This window comes from uncultured Ruminococcus sp., assembly GCF_934476685.1.
Classification (GTDB): Bacteria; Bacillota; Clostridia; order Oscillospirales; family Ruminococcaceae; genus Hominimerdicola.
Genome location: NZ_CAKSNX010000015.1, coordinates 1 through 21,288, shown reverse-complemented (window position 1 = coordinate 21,288; position 21,288 = coordinate 1). Strand labels below are relative to the sequence as shown.

Genomic DNA, 21,288 nt, shown 5'->3' with positions numbered 1-21,288 from the left:
TATATCATACTTCTGTCTTTTTTTCAATTACAGAAGTCAAAAAACAGACCATACCTTTACGATATGGTCTGAAATACAAAACATTATTTAGTTTTCATTGCTCTCATAGCATTGAGTATCGCAATTACCGAAACGCCAACGTCTGCAAAAACAGCTGCCCACATTCCTGCTATTCCGACCGCACCGAGAACAAGTATTGCAAGTTTTACCGCAAGGGCAAATACTATATTCTGATATACTATCTTTATTGTCTTTTTAGAGATATCGATAGCGTCTGCGATCTTTTCAGGGTTATCGTCCATAAGCACGATATCGGCAGCCTCGATAGCTGCGTCAGAACCCATTGCTCCCATTGCTATTCCTATATCTGCTCTTGAAAGAACAGGTGCGTCATTTATTCCGTCACCTACGAAAGCAAGTTTGCCCTTTTCCGACTTTGTGCCGATAAGCTCTTCCACCTTTTCCACCTTGCCGGCAGGAAGAAGCTCTGTGTATACCATATCCAGTCCAAGTTTCTTTGCTGTATCCTCACCAACAGCCTTTGAGTCGCCTGTAAGCATAACAGTTTTTGCGATGCCTCTGTCTTTCAGAGCCTTTATTGCAGCCACTGAAGTTTCCTTTATCTCGTCGGAGATAACTATGTGACCTGCGTACTTTCCGTTTACAGCCACATGAACAGTTGTACCTGTGTGGTGACATGGGTGCCATTCAACACCTATGCTCTCCATAAGCTTATCATTTCCTGCGCATACCTCAAGTCCGTCGATAACAGCCTTTACGCCGTGACCTGAAAGTTCCTCGCTTGAAGTGATCCTTTCGTTGTCGATATCACATCCGTAAGCCTCGATTATAGACTTTGCAATAGGGTGATCCGAATAGCTTTCAGCATAAGCCGCAAGTTCTATAAGCCTGCTCTGTGAATACTTATCAGGGTGGATAGCCGTTACGTTGAACACACCCTTTGTAAGCGTACCTGTCTTGTCGAATACAACTATCTCAGTATTTGCAAGGACTTCAAGATAGTTGCCGCCCTTTACAAGTATACCCTTTTTGCTTGCGCCGCCGATACCGCCGAAAAAGCTGAGCGGTACGGATATTACCAGTGCGCATGGGCATGAGATCACGAGGAAGATGAGTGCTCTGTGTATCCAGTTTGTCCAGCCGCCGCCAAGTACCAGCGGAGGTATAACTGCCAGCAGAACAGCTGCGATAACAACTATCGGTGTATAATACTTTGCGAACTTTGTAATAAAGTTCTCTGCCTTTGCTTTCTTTGAAGCGGAGTTTTCAACAAGGTCGAGTATCTTTGCAACGGTAGATTCTCCGAATACCTTTGTAACTCTTATCCTGAGCATACCGCTCTGATTTATACAGCCGCTTATAACATCCGAATTTACTCCCACCGTTCTCGGCAGGCTCTCGCCTGTCAGCGCTGCGGTATCAACAGTTGATTTTCCCTCGATAACGATACCGTCCAGCGGGATCTTTTCTCCTGCCTTGACTACGATTATATCGCCTATCTTTATCTCTTCAGGATCGACCTGCACAAGCTGACCGTCCTTTTCTATGTTGGCGTAGTCTGGTCTTATATCCATAAGGCTTGCAATGGACTTTCTTGATTTTCCTACTGCACAGCTCTGGAAAAGCTCTCCTATCTGATAGAACAGCATTACCGCAGCCGCCTCAGGATATTCACCCGTTCCGAAAGCTCCCACAGTAGCGATAGCCATAAGGAAGTTTTCATCAAAAACCTGTCCGTGGCTTATATTTCGTATTGCCTTCCACAAAACGTCCCAGCCGATAACAGCATAAGGTACTATAAAGACTAAAAGCTCCCATATTCCCTTGACAGGCAGCAGCCATGCAATTATCAGCAAAATGCCGCTCGCTATGATCCTCGCAAGCATTTTTTTATGTTTTCTCGTCATGATCCTATAACCCTCTTCCCACAGCGGCTCATACAGCCATGACCGCCGTTTTATTTAAGAACGATCTCGCAGTCCGGCTCGATCTTTCTGCAAAGCTTTACGACCTTCTTCATCAGCTTGTCGAAATCCACATCATCGGCAGCTGTAATAGTCATCTTCTGTGTCATAAAGCTTACGGAAGCGTCCTCTACCTCGTCCATTTCCTTTATAGCGTTCTCCATTTTTGCAGCGCAGTTTGCGCAGTCAAGATCTACAAGCTTAAATACCTTTTTCATAAATAACATATCCTTTCAAATATTTTTTGATCAAATCTTATATTGTGCTGACATTCAGCCTGCCAGTCACTCCTCAACATGCTCCATTCCCATTTCTATAATGGAACGTACATGATCGTCGGACAATGAATAATATATGACCTTTCCCTCACGTCTGAACCTTACCAGCTTATTGTTTTTCAGCACTCTAAGCTGATGTGAACAGGCGGTCTGAGTCAATCCCAGCAGCTTTGCAAGGTCGCCGACGCAAAGCTCGGATTCAAACAAAGCGTAAAGTATCCTTATTCTGGTGGTATCACCGAATATCTTAAAGAACTCGGCAAGATCATAAAGGTTTTCCTCAGGCGGCATATCGCTCGTTACCTGATCCACCAGATCGTCATGCACACAGCACTCTGCATTCTCATTCTGTTCAGCCATTTTTATCCCCCTTTCGGCTTCCCTCTGCTTATTATATGCAGATAATTGATAATGTTTCAGCTGTTCATTAAAACACTTGAACATCTATTCATATGTTAGCATATAAATATGTTTTTGTCAATAGCTTATGAAAAATTCTTTTGTATAACATTTTATAATTGATATACATATATAACAAAAGGTGCGGTACCCTGTATTTTCGACAGGATACTGCACCTTATTTAATCATTATTCAGACACTTTCTCATTCTCTTTGTCACTATTTTTGAGCATAAGCACACCTATAATAAGTATCAGCGGGAACACAGCGGCAACAAGCAATCCCTTTTTAAGATCACCGGTTGCATCGGAAACGAAACCTGTTATAGTAGGGCCTGCTGAACAACCTATATCTCCTGCAAGGGCAAGCACAGCGAACATAGCCGTTCCGCCCTGTGGATAACATTGTGATGAAAGGCTGTATGTTCCCGGCCACATAAGACCTACTGAGAGTCCGCACAAAGCGCAGCCTGCAAGGGATATCATCGGGTTAGGTGCAAATACTGCCACAGCATAGCTGAGTATGCAGAGCGCTCCGCTGAAAGCAATGGATTTTCTCAGATTGAGCTTTGCACCCTTAAATCCGTAAAAGGTTCTTGCCGAACCCATAAGCACCGCAAAAGCGCAAGGGCCTAAAAGATCGCCCATAGTTTTTGAAACGTGCAGACCTTCTTCTGCGAAAAGCGATGCCCACTGGGACATTGCAAGCTCGGACGCTCCCGAACATATCATCAGAATAAGAAATACCCAGAATATCTTTACAGTAAAAAGCTTTCTCAGCGGCATATCCTCATTTTCTTCATTGAGTGTCCTCAGCGGCACGAACAGAAACATAAAAACGTTGAACAGAGGTACGAGCGACCATATCAGCGGCAGATATCTCCAGTTTTCTATTCCTGCGGTGCTGAAATACAGCGTTGAAAGCAGTACCACAGCTACCTGTCCCCAGCAGTAGAACGAATGGAGCATACTCATTGCAGAAGCCTTTTCATCCCCGGGGAGCGCCTCCACCACAGGGGAAATAACTACCTCTGTAAGACCTCCGCCCACAGCATTCACAGCCGCACATATGCAAAGTCCTGCAAAAGGATCCATAACAAAAGGCAGCACAGCCATAGAACAAAGTCCAACAACAGTTGCTATATGTGCAAATACGCAGGAGGCTCTGTAACCTATTTTATCAACATATTTTGCCGCAATTATATCTACCACCGTCTGAACACCGAAATTCAGCGTGATAAGCAGGCTTATCCTGTCAAGGCTCAGCGAAAACTGCCTTTGAAATGAAACGAACAGCAGCGGCATAAGATTATTGACTATCGCCTGAGTGATATAGCCGATATATGCAGCATATTTTGTATGTTTGAAAGTCAATTTCATATATTCATTTTTCCTTTCCTTTTGAAATCAGTAGGAATTATACCACATTGATCTTGTTTTGACAAGGGGGTAAAACGAATTTATAAAATAATTATAAATATCAATATATCAGGATAATAAAACAGCCGGCAGCGCAGGTTTTTCCCGCATCGCCGACTATACGATCAATAAAAAATAATTTAAAGCACCGCAGTTTCTCCGTCACTGCTTATAGTTGTGCTGCCGAATATCTCACTGAGGGTATCGGCATATTCCTGCGGATCGGTCATAGCAGGGCTGTAATGGGTAAGCCATAGCTGCTTTACCTCAGCGTTCTTTGCAAGGCGGCAGGCGTCCTGCATAAGCATATGACCTTTTTTATCCATACTTTCTTTCTGAGAAAGGTCGCCGTACATTCCCTCGCAGATAAAAAGATCCGATCCCTTTGCAAGATCCGATATTCCGTCAAAAGGCAGAGTATCTGTAACATAGGTTATTTTTATATCTCTGCGAGAATTTTCCGTTACCTCTTCGGGAGTGAATATCCTGCCATCATCAAGCTCCACACTTTCTCCGCCGTGAAGAGTTTTCCAGAACTTTATCGGTATGCCGAGAGCCTGTGCCTTTTCAGGCTGGAAAACAGGTCTGCGCTTGTAACGTATGCTGTACCCTAAACAGTTCACAGAATGGCGCAGAGGCATAGACATCCCCTCTGTCATACCGTTGCCGTCTATTTCAAAAACCGACTGTTCAGTCACAGAAAGCTCATGCACCCTTACTTCATAGGTCAGCATACCACAGATATACATAAGCTTTTCCACAGCCGTTTTTTCACCCTGCGGAACATATATATCGAGAGGGTCTGTCCTTGAACAATTTCCGATAGACAGCAGAAGTCCCGGCAAGCCTGTTACATGGTCTGCGTGGAAATGAGTCAGAAGTATAACATCTATCCTGCTGATCTTCACGCCGAACTGACTTAATGCTATCTGCGTACCCTCTCCGCAGTCGATAAGAATTGCCCTGCCGTTATGTTCTATATAACATGAAGTGAGCCACCTGTTTTTCAGCGGCAGCATTCCGCCTGTTCCTGCCAGCGTTATTTTCGGCATATGTCCATCTCCCTCCGATATCAAGTTCTGTACCGTTTACATTAATAATATATCATTTTTTCCGCCTTGTCAAATTATATGCAAAACTGAACAACATGATACGTTCCGCCCTATGAATAATTATCATAAAGCTCCGCAAAATAATCCTGTTCTTTGTCATGCATGGGGGTATTGCAAAAAGTATAAATATGATGTATAATAAAATTATACCGATTTTGACTACTTTCAGATCATGAGGTGATAATATGAAAATACTTCTTAATGAGGACAAGGAACTTGTTGCGCAGATAAAAGAGGGACTAAAGCGAAAAGGCGGCTACTGCCCTTGCAGACTTCAGAAAAAGGAAGAATATAAATGTATGTGCGAGGAATTTAAGCAGCAGATAGCAGATCCCGATTTTGAGGGTTACTGCCACTGTATGCTTTATTATAAAAAGAAAGACTGATGAAAAGGAGGATTTAAAATGTCAGTTATAAATATCACAGAAGAGAATTTCAAGAGCGAGGTAATGGAAAGCGAAAAGACCGTTCTGCTTGATTTCTGGGCAGCATGGTGCGGTCCATGCAGAATGCTTTCTCCGCTTGTAGATGAGGTCGCTGAGGAAAGATCAGATATAAAAGTAGGAAAGGTCAACGTTGACGATTGTCCTGAACTCGCCGCTGCGTTCAATGTTTCAAGCATTCCGATGCTTGCCGTTATCAAAGGCGGAAAGATAGTGAACCAGTCGGTAGGTGCGATACCTAAAGAGGCTATAATCGAGCTTATCGGCTAAAAATGAAAAGTAAAAGCTGTCCGAACAATATCGGGCAGCTTTTTTTACTATATTAATATTATATTATTATCCCATTGCAGTGATCTATCTCATGCTGGATTATCTGCGCTGTAAAGCCTGAGAAATTCTGCTTTTTCTTCTTGAATTTCTTATCCCTGTATTCAACGGTTATGCTTTCATACCTTGTGCAGCTGCGCTGACCGATATGACAAAGGCAGCCTTCCTGCGTTTCATATGACTTTGCGGACTTATCCGTTATCACAGGGTTTATCATCACAAGATAGTCTTTCCCTGCCTGCACTGCGATAATGCGTTTAAGTTCGCCTATCATATTCGCAGCCATACCAACGCACTCCTCAGAATGTGCTGTAAGGGTATCGAGCAGATCTTTTGCAATACGCATATCATTCTTATCAGCGTCAACGGACTTTTGCGAAAGAACAAGGCAGTCCTTAACTATATCTCTTACCATACTAACATTAACCGCCTATCTTTACAACTGCCGCTGTCTGTCCTGAAATCTGTACAGTTTCACCATTCTGTGCAACTTCTCCGCCATTGATGTACAAAATTTCTCCCAGCTTGTCCTTGTACTCAAACTCTGCCTTTTCAGCTGACGCATTGACGATAACAAGCAGCTTTTCATCATCGTTCTCCCTCTCATAAACAAGAGGATAACCGCTTTCTGTAACAAACTTTATGCCTGCCTTGCTCTGAAGCGCAGTATGCTGCTGACGGAAAGCAATAAGCTTTTTGACCTCGCTGCGGAGCGAATTTTCGTCATTCATTTCCTTTTCAGCTGTTGGTCTGTCTGCGCTGCTGTCCAGTGAAATGTACAGATCTTCTGCTTTCGTTGCGGAAAATCCTGCATTTACGCTGTCGTTCCACTGCATAGGTGAACGTGAGCCTGTTCTGCCGTAACCGCCCTCAACAGATGTCAGTCCCTCAACATATCTCATACCTATCTCATCACCATAATAAATGAACGGAGCGCCCGGCATAGTCAGCAGGAATGCAAAAGCTATCTTCATTTCCTCAGGGTCAAGATTTCTTCTCATTCTGTCCATATCATGGTTGCCCGATGGGATACAGATAAGACCCTTACCCTCTGTCTTTTCGTAGTTTTCCTTATACTTGCTTATGAACTGTGAGATATCGCCCTTTCCTCTTGAAGAGAAATATGGCTCTTCACAGCGGAAAAGATCGTTGTAATGTGACGGTCCGAAGTGAAGCAGGAAGTCCATATGGAATCCGCCTCTGAGTGACTTGTCAGGTTCGCCCCACTCTGAAACCATAGCCGCCTGCGGGAACTCCTCATCAAGGAAAGCTCTGAACTTCTGCCAAAGTGCAACTGTGCCGTCTGAGTTCTCATTATCGTTCTTAACAAGAGAGCCTGCCATATCGACTCTGAAACCGTCACAGCCTGCGCTGAGCCAGAATCTCATAACATCTTTCATAGCCTCGATAGTTGCGCAAGCGCCATCTGAATCCATTGACTGCTGCCATGGACGTTCAGGTTTAAAATATCCATAGTTTAAAGCAGGCTGGCTGGAGAAAAAGTTTACTGCCGCCGAGCCGTCCCTGTCAGAAATACCTCTGATACAGTCCATAGGAGCTGTACCCTCCCAGATAGAATCTGACCAGATATATCTGTCGGTGAACTCATTCTTTTCAGCTTTCATAGACTCCTTGAACCACTTATGCTCAACAGAAGTGTGTCCCGGAACAAGGTCGAGCAGGACGTGCATACCACGCTTGTGCGCCTCATCGAACAGGTCGCAGAGGTCCTGATTTGTGCCGTATCTTGGGGCAACCGTCATATAGTCCTCTACGTCATAGCCTGCGTCACCGAAAGGCGACTTAAAGCAAGGGTTTATCCAAAGTGCATTACAGCCAAGTTCTTTTATGTAATCGAGCTTGCTGATGATACCTTTAAAATCTCCTATTCCGTCGCCGTTTGAGTCTTTGAAAGACTGTGGGTAAATTTCATAAAATACTGCATTGTCAAGCCATTTCGGCATATAGATCATCTCCGTAAATCTTAAATTTTCTTCATTATAGCAGTTTCATATTTTAATGTCAATAGTAAGATATTAAGAATATTAGAATATTAAAAAAAGAGAGATCATAACCGATCTCTCTTTAAAAATATCAAAGATTTGTGTAACCCATAAGGCTCTCGTCAACTTCTCTTGCAACATCTCTTCCCTCTCTGATAGCTCTTACTACCAGCGATTGTCCGATATGCATATCTCCGCAGACGAACACGTTCTCAACATTTGTTCTGTGAGAATCCTTTGTGGTCGAAACATTTGTCCTGCCGTCAGTTTCAACGCCGAATGCCTTTGTTACATAGCTTTCAGAACCTAAGAAACCTGCCGCTATAAGAACAAGTTCAACGTCAACAGAATACTCCGATCCCTCGATCTCTTTCATCATCATTCTGCCTGTTTTCTTATCCTTTTCAGGTTTCAGCTTTACAAGCACAGCGCTCTTGAGCTTACCCTTTTCGTCAGCAACAAATTCCTTTACAGTTGTCTGATAAACTCTCGGATCTGAACCGAAAACTCCGATAGCCTCTTCCTGACCGTAATCTGTCTTGCAGACTCTCGGCCACTCAGGCCATGGGTTGTTCTCCGCTCTTGTATCAGGCAGCTTTGGCATCATTTCGAGCTGTAAAACGCTCTTTGCGCCATGACGGATACTTGTTCCAACGCAGTCGTTTCCTGTATCACCGCCGCCGATGACCATAACGTTCTTTCCCTTTGCGGAAATGAATGAACCCTCTTTAAGACCTGTGTCAAGCAGTGACTTTGTAGTTGACTTCAGAAAATCCACTGCAAAGTATATACCCTCTGACTCTCTGCCCTTTACCTTTATATCTCTTGGATTTGACGCACCGCAGGCAAGTACTACTCTGTCATACTGCGAAAGCAGCTCGCTTACCTTTATGTCCTTTCCTACATTTACTTCTGTAAGGAACTCGATACCCTCTTCCTGCATGATCTCAGTACGTCTTTCGATAACGTCCTTTTCCAGTTTCATATTCGGGATACCGTACATAAGAAGTCCGCCTATCCTGTCCGAACGCTCATATACTGTTACGCTGTGACCTCTCTGATTGAGCTGATCCGCAGCGGCAAGTCCCGAAGGACCTGAACCGATAACTGCGATCTTCTTGCCTGTTCTTACCTTAGGAGGCTTTGCGCAGGCATAACCCTGTTCATAAGCGTTTTCAACTATTCCGTACTCATTTGCCCTTACCGTAACTGCGTTGCCGTTCGCTCCGCAGGTACAAGCCTTTTCGCAGAGTGCAGGACAAACTCTTGATGTGAACTCAGGGAAGTTGTTTGTAAGTCTTAATCTGTTATAAGCCTGCTCCCAGCAGCCCTGATATATAAGATCGTTCCATTCAGGTATAAGGTTGTTGAGCGGACAGCCTGTTATCATACCGCCTACCTGCATACCAGACTGACAGAAAGGTACTCCGCATTCCATACATCTTGCGCCCTGTTTCTGCTGTTCTTCTTTAGAGAGAGGAGTGTGGAATTCATCATAGTTCTTTATACGCTCGGCAACTGAAAGTGCCTCAGCGTCCTCTCTTTCATAATCCATAAATCCTGTTGGCTTTCCCATTGCAGTCCCCTCCTTACTTATTATTTATTATCTGATAGAAAGCTTCTATCTGTGCCTGTTCGCTTGACAGTCCCTTTTCTTCCATAGAAACGATAGCAGCCATCATTTTCTTATAGTCGTGAGGGATTATCCTCTTGAACTTAGGCAGATATTCGTCAAAGTTGTCAAGGATCTGCTTTGCCTTTGGTGAACCTGTTGCTTCATAATGCTCTTCGATAAGTCCCTTGAGTTCGATTATATCGTACTTTTCCTTGACCTCAGAGAACAGCACCATTTCCTTGTTGAGCTTTGTGTAAAGATCTCTGTCCTCGTCGAGAACATATGCAACACCGCCCGACATACCTGCTGCAAAGTTTTTGCCTGTCTTACCGATAACTACAACACGTCCGCCTGTCATATATTCACAGCCGTGATCTCCAACGCCCTCAACAACGGCTACTGCGCCTGAGTTTCTTACGCAGAAACGTTCGCCTGCAACACCGTTGATGAAAGCCTTACCGCTTGTTGCGCCGTAAAGTGCAACGTTGCCGATGATGATATTTTCGCTTGCCTCGAATGTTGACTCCTTTGGAGGATAAACCACAAGCTTACCGCCTGAAAGACCCTTTCCGAAGTAGTCGTTTGAGTCGCCCACCAGTTCAAGGGTAAGTCCCTTCGGGATAAATGCACCGAAGCTCTGTCCGCCAGAACCGTTGCAGACGATCTTGAATGTATCATCTTCAAGTGTGTTATAATATTTCTTTGTGATCTCTGAACCGAAGATAGTACCGAATGAACGGTCTGTGTTCTTAACGTCCACCTTGATAGTTTTCTTCTGTCCCTTTGCAAGTGCCTTTGAGAATTCCTTGAGAACTACCTTTTCGTCAAGTGTTTCGTTGAGTTTGAAGTCATAAAGGCTCTTGTTGTGATATTCAACCTTTTCAGAAGCGAAATCTGCGCTGAGAATATTGGAAAGATCGACCTCGGCAGCAGTACCTGTGATACCGCTCTTAGGCTTGATAAGATCAATTCTTCCTACCAGTTCGTCAACTGTTCTTACGCCCAGTCTTGACATATATTCTCTCAGCTCGGAAGCTACGAATATCATAAAGTTCATTACATACTCAGGCTTGCCTGCAAATCTCTTTCTGAGTTCAGGATTCTGAGTTGCAACACCGAACGGACAGGTATCAAGGTTGCACACTCTCATCATTGCGCAGCCGAGAGTTATCAGCGGAGCAGTTGCAAAACCGAATTCCTCTGCACCGAGGATAGCGGCGATAGCAACGTCACGTCCTGTCATAAGCTTACCGTCTGTTTCGATAACGACCTTATTTCTAAGACCGTTCTGAATAAGTGTCTGATGAGCCTCAGCAAGACCGAGTTCCCATGGCAGACCTGCGTTATAGATCGAGTTTCTTGGAGCAGCACCTGTACCGCCGTCATAACCGGAGATAAGGATACAGCCTGCGCCTGCCTTAGCAACACCAGCTGCGACAGTTCCTACGCCGCATTCAGAAACCAGCTTTACAGATATTCTTGCGTCCTTGTTTGCGTTTTTAAGGTCATAGATAAGCTGAGCAAGGTCCTCGATAGAATAGATATCATGATGAGGAGGTGGTGAGATAAGGGATACGCCAGGTGTAGAATGTCTTGTCTTTGCTATCCATGGATAAACCTTTTTGCCCGGAAGATGTCCGCCCTCACCAGGCTTTGCACCCTGAGCCATTTTGATCTGTATTTCCTGTGCAGATGTAAGGTATCTTGAAGTTACGCCGAAACGTCCCGAAGCTACCTGCTTGATAGCAGAACATCTGTCCTCTTTCTGTCCCTTGGTAAGAAGTCTTTCGAGAGATTCGCCGCCCTCGCCTGAGTTGGACTTGCCGTGAAGTCTGTTCATAGCGATAGCAAGTGTTTCGTGAGCCTCCTGCGAGATAGAGCCGTAGGACATAGCGCCCGTCTTGAATCTTCTTACGATAGAATCAACGCTCTCAACCTCTTCCAGCGGAACAGGAGTATCTGCAAAATTGAAGTCCATAAGACCTCTGATATTTACAGGATCCATTTCCTCGGAGATCATATGTGAATACTGCTTATAAACATCATATTCGCCTGTTCTTGCAGCTTTCTGGAGCAGATAGATAGTCTGAGGATTATAGAGATGCTCCTCCTTGCCGCTTCTGAACTTGTGGCTGCCTCTTGATTCAAGCTCAGGGCTTGTTCCAAGTCCCAGCGGATCGAATGCAGCTGTATGAAGTCTGTCAACATTGTCCTCGATATCCTTTATCGTGATACCGCCTATCCTGCTGACTGTGCCTGTGAAATACTTGTCGATAACGTCACTGCCGATACCGATAGCCTCGAATATCTGTGAACCCTGATATGACTGGATAGTTGAGATACCCATTTTTGAAGCGATCTTTACAATGCCGTGGAGAACTGCACTGTTATAATCGTCAACAGCGGCATAGTAATCCTTGTCGAGAAGATCGTCGCTGATAAGCTCGTGGATAGTTTCCTGAGCAAGATATGGGTTGATAGCAGACGCACCATAGCCGAGAAGTGTTGCAAAGTGATGTACCTCTCTTGGCTCGCCGCTTTCGAGGATAACTGCAACGGAAGTTCTCTTCTTTGTAACAACGAGGTGCTGATGAAGAGCAGAAACTGCCAGCAGTGACGGGATAGCGAGGTGGTTCTCATCAACTCCCCTGTCGGAAAGGATAAGGATATTTGCGCCATCGCTGAAAGCCTTATCAGCCTCGATGAAAAGTCTGTTTACAGCCTTTGAAAGTCTTGTGTTCTTATAATAGAGTATCGGGATAACTGCTACCTTGAATCCAGGTTTGTTCATATTCTTGATCTTAAGAATATCTGTTGAGGTAAGGATAGGATTATGCACCTTCATTACCTTGCAGTTTTCAGGCTTCTCTTCAAGGATATTGCCCTCATTTCCGATATATATAGTAGTTGAAGTAACTATCTCCTCACGGATAGCATCTATCGGCGGATTTGTTACCTGAGCGAAAAGCTGCTTGAAGTAGTTGAACAGCGGCTGAGGTTCATTTGAAAGCACAGCAAGCGGACTGTCTGTACCCATTGCAGCAATAGACTCCGTACCGTTCTTTGCCATAGGGAGGATAGAAGTCATAACTTCCTCATATGTATAGCCGAACGCTTTCTGCAAACGCTGTCTGCTCTCATAGCTGTGTTCCTCGACCTTTGCGTTCGGGATCTTGAGATCCTTAAGACATACGAGGTTGCTGTCCAGCCATTCGCCGTAAGGCTGCTTTGAAGCATAGTATTCCTTAAGTTCATCATCGTCGATAAGTCTGCCCTGAACAGTATCTACCAGCAGCATCTTACCCGGACGAAGTCTTTCCTTCACAACGATCTTTGCAGGGTCAATAGGAAGTGCGCCGACTTCTGATGAAAGGATAAGGTTTCCGTCATCTGTTATATAGTATCTTGAAGGACGCAGACCGTTTCTGTCAAGCACAGCGCCCATGATATCACCGTCAGAGAAGAGGATAGACGCAGGTCCGTCCCAAGGCTCCATCATAGTAGCGTAGTACTGATAGAAGTCCTTTTTCTTCTGGCTCATAGTTCCGTTATTATCCCAAGGTTCAGGAATAGCGATCATGACTGCAAGCGGAAGATCCATACCGCTCATAACGAGAAATTCCAGTGTGTTATCCAGCATTGCAGAGTCTGAACCCTCTGTATTTACAACAGGGATGACCTTGTCGAGGTCGCCTTTGAGGTGTTCCGACTTCATCGTTTCCTCTCTTGCGAGCATCTTGTCGGCATTTCCTCTGATAGTATTGATCTCGCCGTTATGTACCATCATTCTGTTAGGATGCGCTCTCTGCCAACTTGGATTTGTGTTTGTTGAAAATCTTGAATGGACCATAGCGATAGCTGATTCATAATCAGGATCCTGAAGATCGAGGAAGAAGTTTCTCAGATCTCCAACAAGGAACATTCCTTTATATACGATAGTTCTGCTTGAAAGGGAAACTACATATGTATCCTCATTTGACTGCTCGAAAACACGTCTTGCAACGTAAAGTTTTCTGTCAAAGTCGAGTCCCTTTCTTACGCCCTTTGGTCTTTTGATAAAGCACTGCATGATAGCAGGCATACATTCAACAGCTCTGTGTCCCAAGACCTCAGGTCTTGACGGAACATCTCTCCAGCCGAGAACGTCCAGTCCCTCTTTAGATGCGATTATCTCAAACATCTTCTTAGCCTGATTTCTTGCAAGCTCATTCTGCGGGAAGAAGAACATACCCACAGCGTAATCTCTTTCAGAAGAAAGATTTATGCCGAGATCCTGCTTTGCTGTTTTCTTGAAAAACTTATGTGAGATCTGGAGCAGAATACCTACGCCGTCACCCGTCTTTCCCTCAGCGTCCTTACCGGCTCTGTGTTCGAGAGTTTCAACGATCGTCAGCGCATTTGCGACAGTATCGTGAGATTTGACGCCCTTTATGTTTACAACAGCTCCGATACCGCAGTTATCATGCTCGAATTTCGGCGAATACAGTCCCTTGCGGCTCTTATTCACTGTCTGTTCCATTTCTTATCACCCTTTCCTGCCCGCCTCACATCTCCCATTGAGCAGCGAGCAACTGTTTAGTTAGAATTTTGCAACCGATAGTCAGTCGTTTTTTACTGCCGAAACAGCTTCTCCGCAGCGGTTTCAGTCAAAATGCAGTAATGTTTTCTGCATATGCCAAAACGCTTGTGCAATTTCACAAAAAGAAAGTTTCGGACTTAAATCCTGCAAAGTTGAATTTTGGTAAATATTCAGCTTCGTTTCTACAAACTGACTTTAACCACGAATAAACTATATTTTTTACAGCGTATACATTATAACATACAGTGAGCCAAAATGCAAGTTCAGTCTATAAATCCTGCATAAATTATTTATAAACAAATTATGAATAATATGAAATGTTTTTTGTTTGCCTGTGCGTTATGCCGTTCAGCCATTGTCTGCAGCTGCTCTTTTTACTGCTCTCACAACGCCTTTTACCGCTGTTTTAACGGGGTTTGACACATCTTTATAGAAATGCTGATAGTCCTTTGAATTTATCCAATCACCGCCCCAGCTCCAGCCATGGGCAGCAAATATCTTAAAGCAAATATCATTATGATCTATTTTATGGGCAAATGCAAGTTCACGATTGCAATATTGCACACCCTCAGGCGGCATTACCTTCTCGCCTACTATGTATGGATTATACAGCGGGTTGATGTCAACAGCCATGCCCAGAGCGTGTAAAGACAGGGTATCTGTGTCCGCAATAACACGATAATTGAATGATGAGGTATTGTTATCCTGCATACAGCGGTCATCATCGCCGTCATAGCAGTCGCAAAGCCTTACCTTTTCAAGCTCATATCCTGCGTCGAAAAGCTCCGCAAAGATCTCCAGCACATCGTGGGCAAGCTTTCTGTTCACAACCATCTCGCCCTGTGCAATATGGTGTTCAAAATCATAATATTTAACATTGAGGTAAGACAGATCGTCATATCCAATGTGTTTGTTTTCGTGAAATGTTCTGCCGTTCATAAACTCCCGCTTATCCTGCGGAACAGGCTGAAAGGAAAATCCCTCTCTCAGCGTAAATGTATCTGATTTTTTCATATAACGTGCCTCCGTAAAATATTTTAGGCAAAGCCGCTGGCGTGACCTGTGCGGTACTGCCTTTATGCTTTTTATTTTATCACACCGCCCGTTATATGTAAACCCTGCTCGGTACAAAAAATACAGCACAAATCAAGCAGGATCTCTATGGATCTGCCTGATCTGTGCTGCTTTGCACTCCGTATATTTTAAAATATAAGCTGTTTTATCCGCTATATATTGATATGATTATGCTTTCCCGAAAGCTTGAGTCTTGTCATTGCTCTGTTGAGAGCCGCCTGTGTATGATAATACTGCTTTATGCTCAGCTTTTGTCTTAAACGCTCCTCGGCACGTTCCTTTGCCGCCTCAGCACGTTTGATATCGATATCCTCAGGACGTTCTATCGTGTCCGCAAGGATATTCACATAGTTTGGCATTATCTCGACAAAACCGTCGCTCACTATGGCATAATGCCATTCATCTCCCACACGGAAGCGTATCTCGCCTGCATTCAGACAGGTTATCATAGGCTGATGATTCGGCAGTATTCCGAAAGAGCCGTCCTGTCCCGGAAAAACAAGCTCGTCGCATTCTCCTGAGAAGAAAACGTGGTCGCTCGCCATCATATCAAGCTTAAAGGTCTTGACCAAAGCTTATCCCTCGCTTTCCAGCTGCTTAGCCTTTTCGATAACATCATCGATAGTTCCTGCATTGAAGAAGGCAGCCTCAGGATACTCGTCCATTTCGCCGTCGATGATCTTCTTAAAGCCACGGATAGTTTCCTTAAGAGGAACATATTTGCCCTGAATACCGGTGAAGTTTTCAGCAACGTGGAAAGGCTGTGAAAGGAACTTCTGTATCTTTCTTGCACGGTAAACTGCGATCTTATCCTCTTCCGAAAGCTCTTCCATACCGAGGATAGAGATGATATCCTGCAGCTCCTTGTACTTCTGGAGCAGCTCCTGCGTCTTTCTTGCAACCATATAATGCTCTTCGCCCACAACATCGGGTTCGAGTATTCTTGAAGTGGACTCAAGCGGATCAACAGCAGGATAAATTCCCTGCTCAACTATCTTTCTTGAAAGGACCGTCGTTGCGTCAAGGTGTGAGAATGTGATAGCAGGCGCAGGGTCGGTAAGGTCGTCCGCAGGCACATATACAGCCTGAACAGATGTAATTGAACCCTGTTTTGTCGATGCTATTCTTTCCTGTAACGCACCCATTTCATTTGCAAGTGTCGGCTGATATCCTACGGCTGACGGCATACGTCCCAGCAGTGCAGATACCTCAGAGCCTGCCTGTACAAATCTGAAAATGTTATCTATAAAAAGAAGTACGTCCTGATGTTCCTTATCACGGAAATACTCAGCCATTGTAAGTCCTGTCTGAGCAACTCTCATTCTTGATCCGGGCGGTTCGTTCATCTGACCGAACACTAAGGCTGTTTTCTTTATTACGCCTGAGTCGGACATCTCATGCCAGAGGTCGTTTCCCTCTCTTGAACGCTCGCCTACTCCTGTAAAGATAGAATATCCGCCATGCTCTGTGGCAACGTTAGTGATAAGCTCCTGTATAAGCACAGTTTTTCCTACGCCTGCGCCGCCGAACAGACCGATCTTACCGCCCTTTGCGTAAGGTGCAAGAAGGTCGATTACCTTTATGCCTGTTTCAAGTATCTCTGTGGCAGGCTTCTGATCCTCAAACTTAGGAGGATCTTTATGTATGCCCCATCTTTCCTCTGCCTTAACAGGTTCTCCGCCGTCTATCTCTTCTCCCAGAACGTTGAACATTCTTCCGAGAGTACAGTCACCCACAGGCACTTTTATACAGCTTCCTGTGGCTGTGACATCCATATCCTTTGCAAGTCCGTCACTGGAAGAAAGCATTATCGCACGGACAGTATTGTTTCCGAGCTGCTGCGCTACCTCCAGTACTCTTGTCTTACCGTCAAGCTCAACGGTAAGTGCATCTTTTATCATAGGAAGTTTTCCGCTGTCAAATTCCACGTCCACAACAGGGCCGAGGATCTGGACTATCTTACCCTTATTAGAGTTTTCCATTTTATCTGCCTCCTGCACTTATGAATTTTGCTGACTTTTCTGTGCGTTCGCACCGCCGACTATCTCGGTTATCTCCTGCGTTATGGCAGCCTGTCTTGCACGGTTGTACTGCAGACTGAGCTGTCTTATGGAATCCTTTGCTGCGTCGGTAGCAGAGGACATCGCCGTCATTCTCGAATTCTGCTCACAGGAAAAAGCCTCTATCAGCACGCCGTACAAAAGACCTTTCATATAGTTCGGCACAAGATGATCCATTACCTTTTCAGGCGATGGCCTGAAAGTTGCGATATTATGTGTCTGAAGCTTTTTCGGATTGCTGAAATTCTCCCTTTCAAGAGGGAAAAGCTTTAATATCTCAGGCTCCATTTTCATTGAAGTTATCATCTTTGTGTAGATAACATATACCTCGTCAAGATATTTTCTTTCGTACAGATCTATTATAGTTTCCGCCATCGACCTCGCTCTGTAAAGCGTCGGGTTCTGGGCGGTATACAGAAATTCGCCGTCTATTGTTACATTTCGTCTTGAAAAATACAGTCTGCCGATCTGTCCCACCACGAAAAGGCAGGTGTTCTTATGCTTCGCAAGCTCCTGCTCGGCAAGCTTTAAGACATTGTGGTTATACGCTCCCGCAAGTCCCTTGTCGGCAGTCACGACTATATAGCCGATCATCTTATCCTCAGGCTTTTTTTCTTCACGCTGGTCGAAATACTTATGCTCCATTTCAGGAGTCTGCGAAAGGATATGATGTATGGTGGACTGGAGCTTTTCAAAATACGGAGCTGTATTTTCAAGATTTTTCTTAGCTTTTCTAAGATTTGATGAGGAGATAAGATACATAGCATTGGTTATCTTCATTATCTCCTCGACGCTGGCTATTCTGTCACGGATCTCTTTCATTCCCGCCATAAGATCGCCCATGCAGTCAGCCAATGATCTTTAAGGCTCTGCACATGGACTCGCCTCCATTCTGTGTTGGATTTTACGTCTTTTATCATCTGCCTGCTTTAAATTCCTTAGCGGCAGCGGTTATCTTTTCACCAAGCTCATCACTGAACACCTTTTTCTCGTTGATCTCGCTTATTATCTCAGGGTGATTTGCCGAGAAATATGAAAGCAGATCACTTCTGAACTGTGCGATCTCGTTGAGCGGTACATCAAGCATAAGCTTCTTCTGCGCACAGTGAAGTATTATTACCTCGTCCGCCATTGAGAATGGGTGATAAAGCGGCTGTTTCAGCAGTTCCACAAGTCTGTGACCATGGTCGAGAAGTTCCTGCGTGGTCTTGTCCAGATCTGAGCTGAACTGTGTGAAAACTTCCATTTCTCTGAACTGTGCAAGATCCATTCTCAGTCCGCCTGATACCTTTTTGATTATCTTGGTCTGTGCTGCGCCGCCGACTCTCGATACTGAAAGTCCTACGTTTACCGCCGGTCTTATGCCTGAGAAGAAAAGCTCTGTTTCAAGGAATATCTGACCGTCGGTGATAGAAATTACATTGGTCGGGATATATGCGGAAACGTCGCCTGCCTGTGTTTCGATTATAGGCAGAGCAGTTATCGAACCGCCGCCATGTTCATCATCAACACGGCTCGAACGCTCCAGCAGTCTGGAATGGAGATAGAAAACATCTCCAGGATAAGCCTCACGTCCCGGTGAACGTTTCAGCAGCAGCGACATTGCTCTGTATGCCACAGCGTGTTTTGAAAGGTCATCATATACTATAAGAACGTCCTTGCCCTTATCCATAAAATACTCAGCCATTGCTGTTCCTGCATATGGGCATATGTACTGCAAAGGAGCAAGATCACTTGCCATTGATGCAACAACAATGGTGTATTCCATTGCGCCATGCTTTTTAAGATCAGATACCAGCTTTGATACAGTTGAGGCTTTCTGACCTACGGCAACATAGACGCAGATCATATCCTTGCCCTTCTGATTGATTATTGTGTCAACGGCGATAGCAGTTTTACCTGTCTGCCTGTCGCCGATAATAAGTTCTCTCTGTCCTCTTCCTATCGGGAACATAGAGTCTATGGAAAGTATACCTGTTTCAAGCGGTACTGTTACCGACTTTCTCGCAGCAACAGGAGGAGCTTCACGCTCGATAGGATAGTAGTCGTCATATTCAACTTCGCCCATGCCGTCTATCGGCTGACCGAGAGCGTCAACAACTCTTCCCAGCAGCTTTTCGCCTACTCCCACGCCTGCTTTCTTCTTTGTTCTTATGACCTTTGAACCCTCGCTCAGACCGTAATCCGAACCGAGAAGTACAACTCCGACGGTCTTTCTTTCAATATTCTGAACAATGCCCTTTACGCCTGTTTCAAATTCAACAAGCTCGCCGTACATAACGTGGTCAAGTCCGTATACATTTACGATACCGTCATTTATAGAAATAATGCTGCCCGTTTCGCTGACCTGCATTCTGACTTCAAAGTCCTTTATCTCGCTTTTCAGCACCGAGATTATATCTGCATTATTCATATTCTCACCTCCTGATTAATCTGTCCTGCAAAGCCTTTATCGTACCCTTTACGCTCTTATCGAAAAGCGTTCCGTTCACCATAAGGGCATATCCGCCGATAAGGGAGCTGTCCTCCGTTACCTCCAGCAGGACATCATTAACGCCGTACTTTTTCTTCAGCGTTTCTCTGAACTTTTCCTTTGTTTCCCCGCTTACAGGTTCCGCACAGAAAAGTTCAGCTTTCAGTATTTTATTTTTTTCCGCTCTCAGATCTTCATAAGCCGCAAACACACAGTCGATATCAGCCATATGTCCGAACTCAGCCATTACTTTCAGAAAAGCGCATATCTCTTTCGGGAATATCCTGTCTATAACAGCGGCTTTCTCAGAAACGTCAAACTGAGGGCTTGAAAGCACCTGAGAAAGCTGAGGATCTTGTGCAAAGATATCTTCGGCAGCTTTCACCGTTTCATAGCTTACGTTCTGCTCAAAAAGAGCCTTTGCACACACCTGATGACCGTACATTACCAATTTTCTGCACTTGCTCACTTCGACGCACCTACCTCTGACAGGAAGTCGTTCACAGCCTCCCTTTCGGAGTCGCCGTCAACATTTCTGCCAATTACTCTTGCCGCAGCAAGGAGAGCAAGGTCTGCGATCTCGACCTTTGCGTCATCGAAGGCTCTGTTCTTTTCATTTTCAGCCGACTTCTCAGCTTCTTTAAGTATCTTAGCCGATTCAACTCTTGCATTCTCCAGCATAAGGTCACATTCTTTTCCCGCTCTTTCCTTTGCGGAACGTGTTATCTCCAGTGCCTCGCTGTGAGCGTCTGCTATCTCAGCTTCATAATCGGACTTCATTTTCTCTGCGTCAGCCTTCGCCTGTGCAGCGCCGTCCAGATCAGCCTGTATCTGCGCCTGTCTTTCGTCCATCATTTTGCATACAGGACCAAACAGGAATTTTTTCAGAAGCACAAACAAAACAAGGAGGTTTATGACCGTCCAAAGCAGAGTCCAGTCTAACTTCAGCATAAAAATTAACTCCTTTCAGAAATCTCGATCATCTTTATTTAAGTACAAAGATAATCAGGAACGCAATGATAAGTCCGTAGATAGCTGTTGCCTCTGCAAGGGCGCAGCCTAAGATAAGTGAACTTCTTATATCTTTCTTTGCTTCCGGCTGTCTTGCGATAGATTCTGTTGCCTTTCCTGTGGCGATTCCTATTCCTACGCCTGCTCCTATTCCTGTAAATACGGCAAGTGCCGCTCCGATAGCTACTAACATTTTTTACTCTTCCTTTCCGTATTTATTTAAGTACAAAGATTATCAGAAACGCAATGATAAGTCCATAGATGGCTGTTGCCTCTGCAAGGGCGCAGCCTAAGATAAGCGAACTTCTTATATCTTTCTTTGCCTCAGGCTGTCTTGCGATAGACTCTGTTGCCTTTCCTGTGGCGATTCCTATTCCCACGCCTGCTCCTATTCCTGTAAATACGGCAAGTGCCGCTCCGATAGCTACTAACATTTTTACTCTTCCTTTCCGTATTTATTTAAGTACAAAGATTATCAGAAACGCAATGATAAGTCCGTAGATCGCTGTT

Annotated in this window: 20 protein-coding genes; 2 read left to right on the top strand and 18 right to left on the bottom strand. The window is 44.7% G+C overall.

Annotation, left to right across the window (positions count from 1 at the left end):
• Window positions 1-83 precede the first annotated feature (83 nt).
• The 5 genes from Q0E19_RS10640 to Q0E19_RS10620 form a co-directional block, all read right to left on the bottom strand.
• Complete coding sequence (locus Q0E19_RS10640; protein ID WP_294409492.1) at window positions 84-1,928, bottom strand: heavy metal translocating P-type ATPase; 1,845 nt, start codon at window positions 1,926-1,928, stop codon at window positions 84-86.
• Window positions 1,929-1,978: 50 nt separating this feature from the next.
• Window positions 1,979-2,203: a cation transporter gene (locus Q0E19_RS10635; protein ID WP_294409491.1), complete on the bottom strand. Its 225-nt coding sequence runs from the start codon at window positions 2,201-2,203 to the stop codon at window positions 1,979-1,981.
• A 66-nt stretch (window positions 2,204-2,269) separates the two neighbouring features.
• A complete protein-coding gene (locus tag Q0E19_RS10630) occupies window positions 2,270-2,623 on the bottom strand; it encodes a metalloregulator ArsR/SmtB family transcription factor (protein WP_294409490.1) in 354 nt (117 codons plus the stop codon).
• Window positions 2,624-2,851: 228 nt separating this feature from the next.
• Window positions 2,852-4,042 (bottom strand): MFS transporter, encoded by a 1,191-nt coding sequence (locus Q0E19_RS10625; protein WP_294409489.1) that lies wholly within the window; start codon window positions 4,040-4,042, stop codon window positions 2,852-2,854.
• A gap of 179 nt (window positions 4,043-4,221) precedes the next feature.
• Window positions 4,222-5,133: a ribonuclease Z gene (locus Q0E19_RS10620; protein WP_294409488.1), complete on the bottom strand. Its 912-nt coding sequence runs from the start codon at window positions 5,131-5,133 to the stop codon at window positions 4,222-4,224.
• A 245-nt stretch (window positions 5,134-5,378) separates the two neighbouring features.
• On the opposite strand from Q0E19_RS10620, the gene Q0E19_RS10615 reads away from it, so the two are divergent.
• Both Q0E19_RS10615 and trxA read left to right on the top strand, forming a co-directional pair.
• Window positions 5,379-5,579 (top strand): ferredoxin-thioredoxin reductase catalytic domain-containing protein, encoded by a 201-nt coding sequence (locus Q0E19_RS10615; protein ID WP_294409487.1) that lies wholly within the window; start codon window positions 5,379-5,381, stop codon window positions 5,577-5,579.
• A gap of 18 nt (window positions 5,580-5,597) precedes the next feature.
• Entirely contained in the window at window positions 5,598-5,906 is a 309-nt protein-coding gene (trxA, locus tag Q0E19_RS10610) for a thioredoxin (RefSeq protein WP_294409485.1), read from the top strand.
• Between the two features lie 58 nt (window positions 5,907-5,964).
• On the opposite strand, the gene Q0E19_RS10605 is transcribed toward trxA, so the two are convergent.
• The 13 genes from Q0E19_RS10605 to atpE (Q0E19_RS10545) all read right to left on the bottom strand — a co-directional run bounded on the left by Q0E19_RS10605 (window position 5,965) and on the right by atpE (Q0E19_RS10545) (window position 21,212).
• Window positions 5,965-6,378 (bottom strand): peptide deformylase, encoded by a 414-nt coding sequence (locus Q0E19_RS10605; RefSeq protein WP_294409484.1) that lies wholly within the window; start codon window positions 6,376-6,378, stop codon window positions 5,965-5,967.
• Window positions 6,379-6,385: 7 nt separating this feature from the next.
• Entirely contained in the window at window positions 6,386-7,927 is a 1,542-nt protein-coding gene (locus Q0E19_RS10600; RefSeq protein ID WP_294409483.1) for an alpha-amylase family glycosyl hydrolase, read from the bottom strand.
• Window positions 7,928-8,057: 130 nt separating this feature from the next.
• Window positions 8,058-9,542 (bottom strand): glutamate synthase subunit beta, encoded by a 1,485-nt coding sequence (locus tag Q0E19_RS10595; protein ID WP_294409482.1) that lies wholly within the window; start codon window positions 9,540-9,542, stop codon window positions 8,058-8,060.
• Between the two features lie 13 nt (window positions 9,543-9,555).
• Complete coding sequence (gene gltB, locus Q0E19_RS10590; RefSeq protein WP_294409481.1) at window positions 9,556-14,100, bottom strand: glutamate synthase large subunit; 4,545 nt, start codon at window positions 14,098-14,100, stop codon at window positions 9,556-9,558.
• 408 nt (window positions 14,101-14,508) lie between these two features.
• Window positions 14,509-15,174: a M15 family metallopeptidase gene (locus Q0E19_RS10585; protein ID WP_294409479.1), complete on the bottom strand. Its 666-nt coding sequence runs from the start codon at window positions 15,172-15,174 to the stop codon at window positions 14,509-14,511.
• A gap of 212 nt (window positions 15,175-15,386) precedes the next feature.
• On the bottom strand, window positions 15,387-15,806 hold the full coding sequence (locus Q0E19_RS10580; protein ID WP_294409478.1) for a F0F1 ATP synthase subunit epsilon: 420 nt from the start codon (window positions 15,804-15,806) through the stop codon (window positions 15,387-15,389).
• Between the two features lie 3 nt (window positions 15,807-15,809).
• A complete protein-coding gene (gene atpD, locus Q0E19_RS10575) occupies window positions 15,810-17,216 on the bottom strand; it encodes a F0F1 ATP synthase subunit beta (RefSeq protein ID WP_294409477.1) in 1,407 nt (468 codons plus the stop codon).
• Window positions 17,217-17,234: 18 nt separating this feature from the next.
• Window positions 17,235-18,149 carry an ATP synthase F1 subunit gamma gene (gene atpG / locus Q0E19_RS10570; protein WP_365905021.1) on the bottom strand — a complete coding sequence of 305 codons (915 nt, stop codon included), beginning with the start codon at window positions 18,147-18,149 and terminating at the stop codon, window positions 17,235-17,237.
• A 61-nt stretch (window positions 18,150-18,210) separates the two neighbouring features.
• On the bottom strand, window positions 18,211-19,707 hold the full coding sequence (atpA, locus tag Q0E19_RS10565; protein ID WP_294409476.1) for a F0F1 ATP synthase subunit alpha: 1,497 nt from the start codon (window positions 19,705-19,707) through the stop codon (window positions 18,211-18,213).
• Between the two features lie 4 nt (window positions 19,708-19,711).
• The gene (gene atpH / locus Q0E19_RS10560; protein ID WP_294409475.1) at window positions 19,712-20,236 is read right to left on the bottom strand and encodes an ATP synthase F1 subunit delta; all 525 of its coding nucleotides are present in this window, start codon (window positions 20,234-20,236) and stop codon (window positions 19,712-19,714) included.
• Window positions 20,233-20,718 (bottom strand): F0F1 ATP synthase subunit B, encoded by a 486-nt coding sequence (gene atpF, locus Q0E19_RS10555; protein ID WP_294409474.1) that lies wholly within the window; start codon window positions 20,716-20,718, stop codon window positions 20,233-20,235. Before atpF ends, atpH begins: the two co-directional genes overlap by 4 nt.
• 34 nt (window positions 20,719-20,752) lie before the next feature.
• Window positions 20,753-20,971 (bottom strand): ATP synthase F0 subunit C, encoded by a 219-nt coding sequence (gene atpE / locus Q0E19_RS10550; protein ID WP_294409473.1) that lies wholly within the window; start codon window positions 20,969-20,971, stop codon window positions 20,753-20,755.
• A 22-nt stretch (window positions 20,972-20,993) separates the two neighbouring features.
• Window positions 20,994-21,212, bottom strand: a complete 219-nt coding sequence (gene atpE, locus Q0E19_RS10545) for an ATP synthase F0 subunit C (RefSeq protein WP_294409473.1) — start codon at window positions 21,210-21,212, stop codon at window positions 20,994-20,996.
• Window positions 21,213-21,288 lie beyond the last annotated feature (76 nt).